Here is a 12,225-nt window from a genome sequence, read left to right on the forward strand (position 1 = left end):
CCCTCGCCCCTTGGGGGAGAGGGGACTGGCTTTCCTCCCAAATTCAACAACCTGTGATCTCCGTCGGCGCATTCGCTTGACGACAAATTGAGCGCATGTTAACAGAATGTTTTGCCTTTATTTGGCCCGTCAGATAAGGAACATTCATGTTACGGTACAGTCTCTTAACCGCCGGGCTGATGCTCGGCGCCTCTGCGTTTGCCGCCCCGGCAGGCGATCTCCCTTTGATGCCCTGGCCTGCCAAGGTCGAACGCCCGACGACCCAGGGCGCGCTGGTGCTCAGCAACAACGTATCCATTAGCGTCAGCGGGGACGATCTCGGTGACGCCGTCAGCCGCCTGCGCCAGCGCATGGCCCTGCAAACCGGCTGGACGCTGCAGCCGCAGGCTGAAAAGCCAGACAAACCGACCATCCGCATCGCGATTGCCAAAAAGGTGAAGCCGCAGCCTCTGCCGGACAGCGATGAAAGCTACAGGCTGACGGTGGACGCCAGCGGCGTCGATATCTCCGCCAACACCCGCTTCGGCGCGCTGCGCGCCATGGAAACGCTGCTCCAGCTGATGCAGAACGGCGCGGAAAACACCTCTCTGCCGTGGATCACCATTGAAGATTCGCCGCGCTTCCCGTGGCGCGGGCTGCTGCTCGACTCGGCGCGCCACTTTATTCCGCTGCCGGATATCAAGCGCCAGATCGACGGCATGGCCGCGGCAAAGCTCAACGTCCTGCACTGGCACCTGACCGACGACCAGGGCTGGCGCTTCAGCTCGAAGCGCTACCCTAAGCTGACGCAGCTTGCCAGCGACGGGCTGTACTACACGCCTGAACAGATGCGCGAGGTGGTGCGTTACGCCGCCGAGCGCGGTATTCGCGTGGTGCCGGAGATCGACATGCCGGGCCACGCCTCGGCGATTGCCGTGGCCTACCCGGAGCTGATGAGCGCGCCGGGGCCGTACGCCATGGAGCGCCACTGGGGCGTGCTGAAGCCGGTGCTGGATCCGACAAAAGACGCAACTTACGCTTTTGCCGACGCGATGGTCAGCGAACTGGCGGCGATCTTCCCCGATCCGTATCTGCATATCGGCGGTGACGAGGTCGACGACAGCCAGTGGAAAGCGAACGCCGCGATCCAGAATTTCATGCGCGACAACAGGCTGGCGGACAGCCACGCGCTGCAGGCGTACTTCAACCGTAAACTGGAGACGATCCTTGAGAAGCATCACCGGCAGATGGTCGGCTGGGACGAGATCTACCATCCCGACCTGCCGAAAAGCATTCTGATCCAGTCCTGGCAGGGCCAGGACGCGCTGGGGCAGGTGGCGCAGAACGGCTACAAGGGCATTCTCTCCACCGGTTTCTATCTCGACCAGCCCCAGTCCACCGCCTATCACTACCGCAACGAAATTGTCCCGCAGGGCCTGAACGGCGTGGACGTGATTGCAGACACCGACAGCGTCCAGAGCTGGGCCTTTTCCATGCCGCGCCTGAAGGGCAAGCCGGTGGAGGGGAGCTTCACGCTGGTGAAAGGGGACGCAGGCTGGCGCGGATTTATTGATTTTTCCGGGAAATCCCGCCGCGCGGTGCAGGATATTGAATGGCGCGATGACAGCCAGGTGACCTTCACCGTCGATACGTGGATGGGCGAGACGCGCCCGGTGGTCTCCGTCGATAACGACAAGCTCACCGGCTATTTCCTGGTGGGGAATACGCGTTACCCAATCAGCGGCACGCGTCTGGACGCGGTGCCGAAAGGCATTCCGCCCGTCGTGCCGGACGCGGCGAACCAGGCCAACCTGCTCGGCGGGGAAGCCGCGCTGTGGGCGGAAAACGTGGTGGCGCCGGTGCTGGATATCCGCCTGTGGCCGCGCACCTTCGCGGTGGCGGAGAGGCTGTGGTCCGCGCAGGACGTCAACGACGTCGATAACATGTACACCCGCCTGCAGGCGATGGACAGCTGGTCGACGGTGTCGGTCGGGCTGCAGCAGCATACCCAGCAGCAGGTGCAGTTCACGCGCCTTGCCGGTAATGCCGACACGCTGCCGCTGCAGATCCTCGCTCAGGCGGTAGAGCCCGCGCAGTATTACACCCGCCAGCACCTGAAGTTCCAGGCGGGAAACTATCATCAGTTCGAGCCGCTCAACCGCTTCGCCGATGCGCTGAACGCCGAAAGCGCCACCGTGCGCCAGATGAACAAATGGGCGGACCGCCTGGTGAGCGATGCGGAAGACGCGGAAAGCGCCAACGCGCTGCGCCACGTCTTTAACCGCTGGCAGAGCAACACCAGCGACGCGCTGGCGTTAAGCGAAAACAGCTATCAGCTGAAGGCGATGAAGCCGGTGATCCAGGAGGTGGATAAGCTGGCCTCCATTGGCCTGAGGCTGACGGATCTGGTGGCGCGCCAGGGCACGCTGGATGATAAAGAGATAGCCTCGATTCAGAGCGAGCTGGATAACGCGGCGAAGGTTCAGGACGAGGTGGTGATTGCGGCGGTCTATCCGCTGGAGACGCTGCTCAGGGCGACGAGGAATCAGTAGCAAGCAACAAAAAAGGCAGCCCGGGCTGCCTTTTTTATCGCCAAAGCGAATTAGCGACGTACCGCAATCGCTTCGATTTCAATTTTCACGTCTTTTGGCAGACGGGCCACTTCCACGCAGGAGCGCGCCGGGAAGGTGGCGTTGTGCTCTGTGAAGAACGCTTCGTAAGTGGCGTTAACGGTCGCGAAATCGTTCAGATCCTTCACGAAAACGGTGGTTTTCACGATATCGCCCACTTTCAGACCGGCAGATTCAACGATAGCCTGCACGTTTTCCAGCGACTGACGCGCCTGTGCCGCGACGTCTTCCGGCACCGCGCCGGTTTTTGGGTTCACCGGGATCTGCCCGGAAGTGATGATCATGCTACCCAGATCAACACCCTGAACGTAAGGGCCGATAGCCGCGGGTGCATTTTCCGTCGCGAGTACTTTGCTCATGTTTTCTCCAGAATGACAGCGTTAAGAATGTTCCCGGCCATTATAACAGCCGGGATTTCATTACCAACCTCAATTAGTTGGCCAGCACCACATAATGAGAAAACTCTTTTTCGCAGTATTTGCATTTGAGCGCGATGTCATCGGCACGTTTTTTCACTGCAAAGCTGGAAGAAACCGGCTCAGCGTGACTGATGCAGTTGCTGTTCGGGCAGACCAGTACGCTTTCGATGCGATCCGGCAGGCTCGGGCGGGATTTGCCGACCACTTCATACTCGTCGATGCGGTTGACGGTGGCGTCCGGCGCGTACAGCGACAGCTGGTTGACCTGCTCGTCGGTCAGGAACGTGTTCTCAATTTTAATCAGGTCCTTGCGGCCCATCTCGCCGGACGGCAGGTTCAGGCCGATGGTGATGCGCTGGTCCGTTTCGGTCAGTTTGAACAGCGTCAGCAGCTTAAAGCCCACCTGCGCAGGGATGTGGTCAATCACGGTGCCACGCTTGATGGCTTCAACCTGGAGTTTGTTATCGTGCGTCATGGTCGTCTCCCCTTACAGAGCTAATTCGCGATTCAGAACCAGTGCCAGTAACGCCTGGCGGGCGAAGATGCCGTTTCCTGCCTGCTGGAAGTACCAGGCGTGCGGCGTTTTGTCCACGTCTGTGGTGATCTCATCGATGCGCGGCAGCGGGTGCAGGACCTTCATGTTGTCGCGTGCGCCCTCGAGGTCGCTGGCGCGCAGCACGAACTGTGCCTTCACGTTGGCGTATTCGGACGGATCCAGACGCTCTTTCTGCACGCGGGTCATGTACAGTATATCCACGTGGCTCATCACCTCTTCGATGCTGGCGTGCAGGCTCCACTGAATGCCTTTCTCATCCAGCATGTCGAGAATGTACTGCGGCATCGCCAGCGCGTCCGGCGCGATGAAGAAGAAGCGGTTGCCGTTAAATTTCGCCAGCGCCTGGGTCAGGGAGTGGACGGTGCGGCCATACTTCAGGTCGCCGACCATGGCGATGTTCAGGTTCTCGAGCTTGCCCTGCGTCTCCTGAATGGTGAACAGATCCAGCAGGGTCTGCGTCGGGTGCTGGTTGGCACCGTCACCGGCGTTCAGCACCGGAATGCCGCCGGAAAACTCGGTCGCCAGACGCGCCGCGCCCTCCTGCGGGTGACGCATCACAATCGCGTCGACGTAGGTGCTGATCACTGAAATGGTGTCCGCCAGGGTTTCGCCTTTTTTACCCAGCGACGTGTTGCTGCTGTCCGAGAAGCCCACCACGCTCGCGCCCAGGCGGTGCATGGAGGTTTCAAAGGAGAGACGGGTGCGGGTCGAGGCTTCGAAGAAGCAGCTCGCAATCACCTTGTGCTTCAGCAGCTCCGGTTGAGGATTGGCCTTCAGTTTTGCCGCGGTTTCCAGAACCAGTTCCAGCTCTTCGCGGCTGAGGTCGTTTATGGAAATGATGTGTTTTTGATAAAGCGGATTCATGTTTATCTCCTGACGCCGGGCAAAAAAAAGCCCCTCAAATGAGGGGCTCTGGGAATAGGTTTAGCAACGGGAAGAAAAACGGCAGGCCAGCGTCTGATTTCAGACGCGGTAAGACGTTATGTCGTACACGCTTGACCATGCTTCCTCCCGGCAAATTGTCGGGCATTATACGCAGCTCGCTTTTCGGATCAAGCGATTTAATGCACGCTTTACTCAATGCAAACGGTTCTTTATGAATATTAATGCGTTCTGAGTAAATAATTAATTTGCTTATGCACCAGTGCGGTGCGCTTCACGACCCGGGGAGCGACCCAGACGATACTGCTGCCGGCCACCACGCCTAAAATTTCCGGTAGCTGGTGATAATCCAGAATACGCGCCACCGCGCGGCCATATCCGGCAACGGTATGAACAAGGATAAACTCGCTATTGTGCTCGACGCTGACCACCATTTCGGACACGGTACGCGCGGCGTCGGGGGCAGGGCGCAGCTGGGGATTCAGCGAATAAATCTTAAGCCCTTTGGCATTTCGAATTTTTATGACGCCGAGCAATTTAAGCAGACGTGAAACGGTGGACTGGCTGATGGTTTCAAAACCACGCTCCTGCAAATCCCGGCGGATCTCCTCCTGAGAAAGATAGCTCTTTTCTGCGATCAGGCGCTGGCAGACCGTCAGCTGTAGTTGCTCTTTGGGAGAGTACTCTTCGTAATCCATCATAGTTCCCATATCAGTTCCTGAAATAACCGGTGGCACCGCACCGATCCGTAGGCCGGATAAGCGCAGCGCCATCCGGCAAATCACAACATGGCACCCAGACTTAACGCCACCATAATCACCACCGTTAAAATGCCCAGCAGCGGCGCCACCCATTTCAGATAACGCACGTAGGGCACGCGGGCGATAGCCAGCCCGCCCATCACGACGGCAGAAGTGGGCGTGACGAGGTTAACGATGCCGGAGGCCGACTGGTAAGCCGTCACCACCAGGTCGCGGTTGACGTTAGCGAAATCGGCAAGCGGCGCCATGATCGGCATCGTCAGAACGGCCAGGCCGGATGAAGAAGGCACAAGAAACGACAGCACGACCTCCAGCCAGTATATCACGTTGATAAACGCTACCGTGGACAACCCGCTGACCAGCCCTTCCGCGCTGTGCAAAATGGTGTGGGTAATCATGCCCTTATCCATGATGACTACGATACCGCGCGCGATGCCGATAATCAGCGCGACGCCCAGCAAATCTCGCGCGCCGTTGATAAACGTCGACGTCAGCTCCTCTTCGCTCATGCGGGCAATCAGGCCGACGATGATCGCGCTGGCGAGAAACACCGCTGAGATCTCTGCCATCCACCAGCCCAGCACCGCCACGCCGTAGATCATCACCGCGAAGGCGAGGGCGAAAATCACCAGGATGATTTTGCGCACCAGGGTGAATTCCAGCGACTGTTCGCCCTTGTCGCCGAGAAAATGGGCGCGGTTCTCTTCCTGCTTATCCGCAACGATCGACAGCGACGGATCCTGTCGCACCTTACGGGCGTAACGCATCACCCACGCCACGCAGATGATCCAGCCGATGACCAGCAGCGCCACGCGCAGGGCGATACCGTTAGTGAAGGGGATCCCGGCGGCGTTGGCGGCGATCACCGTGGCAAACGGGTTAATGGTAGAGCCAAGCGTGCCGATCCCCGCCCCGAGCAGCACGGTAGAGGCGGCGACAACCGGATCGAACCGGGCGGCCAGCATCACCGGCACCAGCAGGGTGTAGAACGGCAGCGACTCTTCGGCCATGCCGTAAATCGTGCCGCCCGCGGCAAACAGCGCCATCAGGATCGGGATCATCCACTCCTCGCGCCCGCGTAGTCGCGTAGTGACGCGTTCGATCCCCGCATCAATCGCCCCGGTTTTGGTGACGATCCCGAGAAAACCGCCGATGATCAGGATAAACAGCGCGACGTCGATCGCCCCGGCCTGGCCGGAGACCGGATCGTACAGCCCGGCGATGGGCGCCATCAGGACGGAAACCAGTCCCTGCGGATGTGCCGCCACGTGCGCGTACGTTCCGGCAATCGGGACTTCTTTACCGAGGGTTTCGTTCATCGCCATCTGGTATTGACCGGCCGGGACAATCCACGTCAGCACGGCCACAACGGCAATCAGAAAAAAGAGAATGGTGTAAGCGGAGGGAAACTTAAACTTGCCCATGATGTTCTCCTTAAACCCGGCGCACCCCGCGGCGCGCCGGGCGGTGATTAGTCGCCGAGTGTCGCCACCATGACCGCTTTAATGGTGTGCATGCGGTTCTCTGCTTCGTCGAAGACGATGGAGTTCGGCGATTCGAAGACCTCTTCCGTCACCTCCAGCCCCTTCAGGCCGTAGGCCATCTCGATCTCGCGGCCCACTTTGGTGTGTTCGTTGTGGAACGCCGGCAGGCAGTGCATAAACTTGACGTTCGGGTTGCCTGTGGCCTTCATCACGTCCGCGTTGATTTGATACGGCTTCATCAGGCTGACGCGCTCGGCCCAGGCTTCCTTCGGCTCGCCCATGGAGACCCACACGTCGGTGTAGAGGAAATCGGTCCCCCGCACGCCTTCTTCCACGTCGTCGGTGAGGGTTATGCGCGCGCCCGTCTCTTTGGCGATGGCGCGGCACTGCTCAACCAGCCCGGCTTCCGGCCAGAAGGATTTCGGCGCGACGAGGCGAATATCCATCCCCATCTTGGCCGCGCCGACCATCAGCGAGTTACCCATGTTGTTGCGCGCGTCGCCGAGATAGGCAAAGCTCAGCTCCGGCAGGGTTTTGCCCGGCGCGTGCTCCAGCATGGTCATCAGGTCGGCGAGGATCTGCGTTGGGTGAAACTCGTCGGTCAGGCCGTTCCACACCGGTACGCCCGCGTACTCGCCCAGCTCCTCAACGATGGCCTGGCCGTAGCCGCGGTATTCGATACCGTCATACATGCGGCCCAGCACGCGGGCGGTGTCCTTCATCGACTCTTTATGGCCGATCTGCGATCCGCTTGGACCGAGGTAGGTGACCTGCGCACCCTGGTCGAACGCGCCCACTTCGAAGGCGCAGCGGGTGCGGGTGGAGGTTTTTTCAAAGATCAGGGCGATGTTTTTCCCGACCAGGGTTTGCTTTTCATGTCCGGCTTTTTTGGCCGCTTTCAGCTCGATGGCGAGGTCGATCAGGTACTGGATCTCCGCCGGGGTGTAGTCCAGCAGTTTCAGGAAGTTGCGGTTTTTCAGATTGATGGTCATGGGTAAATCCTTTTTAAAATTTGCTGTTTGATGCCCTCACCCCGGCCCTCTCCCACGGGGAGAGGGTGTAATCGTCCCCCTCTCCCTTAGGGAGAGGGTTAGGGTGAGGGGAAAACGACTCAGTTGCGAATCAACGTGCCTTTCTCGCCCGCGAGGATCTCCGCGCCGTCGCCCAGCGCGCCGATCCCGGCAATACCGTTGCAGGCCTCGACGAACTCGCGGCAGGCGGCCACTTTCGGCCCCATCGATCCGGCGTCGAACTGCATGCCTCTGAGCAGTTCCGGCGTCACCTGCGCCAGCGGGCGCTGGGTCGGCTTGCCCCAGTCGAGGTACACCGCGTCGGCATCGGTCAGGATCAGCAGGGCGTCGGCCTCGATCTGGCGTGCCAGCAGGGCGGCGGAGAGGTCTTTGTCGATCACCGCCTCAATGCCGCGATAGCCGTTGGCGCTTTCCACCACCGGCACGCCGCCGCCGCCGTTGCAGATCACCAGGTGATCGCGCTGGATCAGCGCCGTGATGGCGTCGCTCTCGACGATGCGCTTCGGCTGCGGTGACGGCACCACGCGGCGGAAGTAGCTGCCGTCGGCCTTAAATACCCAGCCTTTTTCCGCGGCCAGCATTTTTGCCTGGGCTTCGCTGTACACCGGGCCGATGTACTTGGTGGGGTTGCTGAAGGCAGGGTCGGCGGCGTCCACTTCCACCTGCGTGAGCAGGACGCTCACCTCGCGCTGCGGCAGGCTGTTTTTCAGCGCCTGCTGGAGCATGTAGCCGATCATTCCCTGGCTTTCGGCTCCGAGAACGTCCAGCGGGTAGGGCGTGACTTTGTCGTAGGCGCTGTTCTGCAGCGCCAGCAGCCCGACCTGCGGTCCGTTGCCGTGCACCAGCACCACGCGCCACTGTTCCGTTAATCCGGCGATGGTGCGCGCGGCCTGCTCGATGTTCTGGCGCTGGATATCCGCTTCCAGCGGCTCGCCGCGCTTGAGCAGCGCGTTGCCGCCCAGCGCAACAACCAGAGTGGGTTTTCGTTCCATGATGGCTCCTTTAAATTCCGTCGCGTTCCAGCGGGCAGCTCATGCAGCGCGCGCCGCCGCGGCCGCGTCCGAGCTCGTCGCCAGGGATGGGCAGCACGGTGATGCCCGCTTTGTCGTACTTCTCGTTGGTCCAGACGTTGCGCTCGTAGCCGATCACCACGCCCGGGCGGATAGTCAGCACGTTGTTGGCATCGTTCCACTGCTCGCGTTCGGCTTCAAAGGCGTCGCCGCCGGTGGTGATCAGGCGCACCTGGCTAATGCCGAGCGCTTTCTCGATGGCGTGCAGCAGGTCGGTTTCCTGAGTGCGCAGCAGGCCGCCGCGTCCGTCCGGGGTGAGCGTCCAGCACTGGGCGTCCTTGCGCACCACTTCCGGGTAGACGGAGAAGGTATCCACGTCTATGTGGGTCATGACGGTGTCGAGGTGCATGCAGGAGCGGTGTTTGGGCAGCTCAACGGCGATCACGCGCTCGGCCTGACGGTGTTTGAACAGGCTGTTGGCGAGGAACTCCACGCCCTGCGGCGTCGTGCGCTCGGACATGCCGATCAGTACCGCGCCGCGGCCAATGACTAATACATCGCCGCCTTCTAAGGTGGCGTGGTCGTAATTAATATTCTCGTCGCCGAAATACTTAATAAAATCGCCGTCGGCAAACGCCGGGTGCCAGCGATATATTGCCCGCAGGTTATTGGTTTCGCGCTGACGGGCCGGTTTGGCCATCGGGTTAATGGAGACGCCGTTATAAATCCAGCATGAGGTATCGCGGGTAAATAAATGGTTCGGCAGCGGCTTCATAATAAAATCATTCGCCGTGTGGGTATCCACTACCATATTTTTAATCGCCGCCGGAATTTCGCCGTAGGTTAATCCGCCGCTCAGCCTGCGCGCCAGTTCCCGGTGCGGCATATCTGCCAGCCAGCCGCGCACGTCGCCGGCAAAGGTTGGGCCGAGGCGATAGTCGGAGATTTGGGTATCCAGCAGCCAGGCTTTCGCTTCTGCAATATCAAGGGATTGCGTCAGAAGGTCGGTCAACAGCAGGACTTCCACACCCTGCTCGCGCAGCGTGTTGGCGAAGATGTCATGCTCCTCACCCGCCCGCTCAACCGAGAGCACGTCATCGAAAAGCAGCTCCTGACAGTTTGATGGCGTTAAACGTTTCAGACTTAAATTAGGACGGTGCAGCATAACGCTACGCAATTGACCAATTTCAGAACCGACGTAATGCTTTTCCATAATTATTCCTTTAACTGTTTTTCAGAATAAAAAGGGCATGCGCCATGTCATGTATTTAATTGCATGGCGGCTAAGCTCAATTGATTTCGTGATTCATACTAGGCGGTTAAATAATCCTTATTGTGATGTTGCTCACGCGAAAATGGATATTAAGCGGTTTGTTTTCATTTGCATGATTCGCATCAGATAATGATTAATTGATTATTCTGGCGAGATGAATAGCTAAGCACTATCCGTTGTCATTATTTTCAGTTGTTAGTGTTTTGTAGAATTTAATGCTTTGAAATATTTTGTTAAGATATTGATTTTAATTGTTTTTATAGTTTTTATGGAATGACTATGCATTATTGCTAATTAACTATTTTTGGCTTAAGGAAAATCAATAAATATTTATTGAATTTAATAGCAAATTATCAAAGTGATAAAATGTGAAGCGGTAGCGAGTTTTGTTGTTAAGGCCTGGCGATCAATGAGTTAGCGCAAGGGCGTGATAACGAAGAGCTGAAGATATGCATAATGACTGCATAAATGCCTGCGAGGGCTTAACAGCAAATTAACACCATTCCCGATAAACATGCGTTCGCGCAAAACCCGTCTAAAAAGCGCTGGTATGGCAGCCTTAACTCTCGTATAAGAGATAAAAATGAAACGTTGTTTTACATAGAGGGATTTCACATGATTATCGGCAACATCCACAATCTGCACTCCTGGCTGCCTGACGATCTGCGTCAGGCCATCGAGCACGTTAAAGCCCACGTCACCGACGCCACGCCGCTCGGCAAGCACGACATCAACGGCAGCAGCCTCTTTTATCTGGTCTCGGAAGACATGACCCAGCCGTTCGCCGAGCGCCGCGCCGAGTACCACGCGCGCTATCTGGACATCCAGATAATCATGAAGGGCCAGGAGGGGATGACCTTCAGCACCCTGCCGCACGGTACGCCCGACACCGACTGGCTGGCGGACAAAGACATCGCGTTCCTGCCGGAAGGCGAGCAGGAGAAAACCGTGATGCTTAGCGAAGGGGATTTTGTGGTGTTCTGGCCGGGTGAGGTGCACAAGCCGCTGTGCGCGGTGGGCGCGCCTGCGAAGGTCAGGAAAGTGGTTGTTAAAATGCTGGTGGAGTAACCCTGACCCCTCACCCTAACCCTCTCCCCGTGGGAGAGGGCCGGGGTGAGGGCACCAGACCGCACCCACGCAATATGTGATCCAGCTTAAACTTCCCGCACTCCCTCTGCATCTCTCATTTACCTGCGCTTTTCCTGCGTCATAGTATGATCGTTAATTTAATGAACGCTGTTCTATAATGTAGAACAAAATGATTCAGCAAGGAGATCTCATGCCGCAGTCCGCGTTGTTTACGGGAATCATTCCCCCTGTCTCCACCATTTTTACCGCCGACGGCCAGCTCGATAAGACGGGCACCGCCGCGCTGATCGACGATCTCATCAAAGCAGGCGTTGACGGCCTGTTCTTCCTGGGCAGCGGCGGCGAGTTCTCCCAGCTCGGCGCCGAAGAGCGTAAAGCAATTGCCCGCTTTGCTATCGATCACGTCGATCGTCGCGTGCCGGTCCTGATCGGCACCGGCGGCACCAACGCCCGGGAAACCATTGAACTGAGCCAGCACGCGCAGCAGGCGGGCGCGGACGGCATCGTGGTGATTAACCCCTACTACTGGAAAGTGTCGGAAGCGAACCTGATCCGCTATTTCGAGCAGGTGGCCGACAGCGTCACGCTGCCGGTGATGCTCTATAACTTCCCGGCGCTGACCGGGCAGGATCTGACCCCGGCGCTGGTGAAAACCCTCGCCGACTCGCGCAACAATATTATCGGTATCAAAGACACCATCGACTCCGTCGCCCACCTGCGCAGCATGATCCATACCGTCAAAGGCGCCCATCCGCACTTCACGGTGCTCTGCGGCTACGACGATCATCTGTTTAATACCCTGCTGCTCGGCGGCGACGGGGCGATCTCGGCGAGCGGCAACTTTGCCCCGCAGGTTTCGGTGAATCTTCTGAAAGCCTGGCGGGATAAAGACGTGGCGAAAGCGGCTGAGTATCATCAGACCTTACTGCAAATACCGCAGATGTATCAGTTGGATACGCCGTTTGTGAACGTGATTAAAGAGGCGATCGTGCTCTGCGGTCGTCCGATTTCTACGCACGTCCTGCCGCCAGCCTCGCCGCTGGACGAGCCGCGCAAGGCGCAGCTGAAAACCCTGTTACAACAGCTCAAGCTCTGCTGAGCCGGACGATAA

12 protein-coding genes and 1 pseudogene are annotated in these 12,225 nt (G+C 58.5%); 4 read left to right on the forward strand and 9 right to left on the reverse strand.

What is annotated here, in order from left to right:
• Positions 1 to 146 precede the first annotated feature (146 nt).
• Positions 147 to 2,531: a beta-N-acetylhexosaminidase gene (locus WM95_RS02735; protein ID WP_063409465.1), complete on the forward strand. Its 2,385-nt coding sequence runs from the start codon at positions 147 to 149 to the stop codon at positions 2,529 to 2,531.
• A gap of 50 nt (positions 2,532 to 2,581) precedes the next feature.
• Here WM95_RS02735 and ridA read toward each other — a convergent pair whose 3' ends face one another.
• The 4 genes from ridA to WM95_RS02755 all read right to left on the reverse strand — a co-directional run bounded on the left by ridA (position 2,582) and on the right by WM95_RS02755 (position 4,587).
• Positions 2,582 to 2,968 (reverse strand): 2-iminobutanoate/2-iminopropanoate deaminase, encoded by a 387-nt coding sequence (gene ridA / locus WM95_RS02740; protein WP_008501391.1) that lies wholly within the window; start codon positions 2,966 to 2,968, stop codon positions 2,582 to 2,584.
• A 73-nt stretch (positions 2,969 to 3,041) separates the two neighbouring features.
• Positions 3,042 to 3,503: an aspartate carbamoyltransferase regulatory subunit gene (gene pyrI / locus WM95_RS02745; protein ID WP_023310197.1), complete on the reverse strand. Its 462-nt coding sequence runs from the start codon at positions 3,501 to 3,503 to the stop codon at positions 3,042 to 3,044.
• A 12-nt stretch (positions 3,504 to 3,515) separates the two neighbouring features.
• Positions 3,516 to 4,448, reverse strand: coding sequence for an aspartate carbamoyltransferase (gene pyrB / locus WM95_RS02750; RefSeq protein ID WP_023310198.1), 933 nt, complete (start codon positions 4,446 to 4,448; stop codon positions 3,516 to 3,518).
• Positions 4,449 to 4,482: 34 nt separating this feature from the next.
• Positions 4,483 to 4,587: a pyrBI operon leader peptide gene (locus WM95_RS02755; RefSeq protein ID WP_022646880.1), complete on the reverse strand. Its 105-nt coding sequence runs from the start codon at positions 4,585 to 4,587 to the stop codon at positions 4,483 to 4,485.
• Here WM95_RS02755 and WM95_RS27070 point away from each other — a divergent pair.
• Positions 4,567 to 4,684, forward strand: a pseudogene (locus WM95_RS27070) (hypothetical protein). The gene WM95_RS02755 and the pseudogene WM95_RS27070 sit on opposite strands and share 21 nt — an antisense overlap.
• 3 nt (positions 4,685 to 4,687) lie before the next feature.
• Here the strand turns inward: WM95_RS27070 and WM95_RS02760 are convergent.
• The 5 genes from WM95_RS02760 to arcA form a co-directional block, all read right to left on the reverse strand.
• Complete coding sequence (locus WM95_RS02760) at positions 4,688 to 5,167, reverse strand: arginine repressor (RefSeq protein WP_029739272.1); 480 nt, start codon at positions 5,165 to 5,167, stop codon at positions 4,688 to 4,690.
• A gap of 80 nt (positions 5,168 to 5,247) precedes the next feature.
• The gene (locus WM95_RS02765; protein WP_088544627.1) at positions 5,248 to 6,651 is read right to left on the reverse strand and encodes a YfcC family protein; all 1,404 of its coding nucleotides are present in this window, start codon (positions 6,649 to 6,651) and stop codon (positions 5,248 to 5,250) included.
• 47 nt (positions 6,652 to 6,698) lie between these two features.
• The gene (gene argF / locus WM95_RS02770) at positions 6,699 to 7,703 is read right to left on the reverse strand and encodes an ornithine carbamoyltransferase (RefSeq protein ID WP_063409463.1); all 1,005 of its coding nucleotides are present in this window, start codon (positions 7,701 to 7,703) and stop codon (positions 6,699 to 6,701) included.
• Between the two features lie 119 nt (positions 7,704 to 7,822).
• Positions 7,823 to 8,734, reverse strand: a complete 912-nt coding sequence (gene arcC, locus WM95_RS02775) for a carbamate kinase (protein ID WP_063409462.1) — start codon at positions 8,732 to 8,734, stop codon at positions 7,823 to 7,825.
• A gap of 10 nt (positions 8,735 to 8,744) precedes the next feature.
• Positions 8,745 to 9,965, reverse strand: a complete 1,221-nt coding sequence (arcA, locus tag WM95_RS02780) for an arginine deiminase (protein ID WP_023310203.1) — start codon at positions 9,963 to 9,965, stop codon at positions 8,745 to 8,747.
• 675 nt (positions 9,966 to 10,640) lie between these two features.
• Between arcA and WM95_RS02785 the strand changes: the two genes are divergently transcribed.
• Entirely contained in the window at positions 10,641 to 11,093 is a 453-nt protein-coding gene (locus WM95_RS02785) for a YhcH/YjgK/YiaL family protein (RefSeq protein ID WP_063409461.1), read from the forward strand.
• Positions 11,094 to 11,304: 211 nt separating this feature from the next.
• Positions 11,305 to 12,213, forward strand: coding sequence for a 2-keto-3-deoxygluconate aldolase (gene yagE / locus WM95_RS02790; RefSeq protein WP_063409460.1), 909 nt, complete (start codon positions 11,305 to 11,307; stop codon positions 12,211 to 12,213).
• The last annotated feature ends 12 nt before the right edge of the window (positions 12,214 to 12,225 follow it).

The organism is Enterobacter cloacae complex sp. ECNIH7 (assembly GCF_002208095.1).
In the GTDB taxonomy this organism is placed as follows: domain Bacteria; phylum Pseudomonadota; class Gammaproteobacteria; order Enterobacterales; family Enterobacteriaceae; genus Enterobacter; species Enterobacter cloacae_M.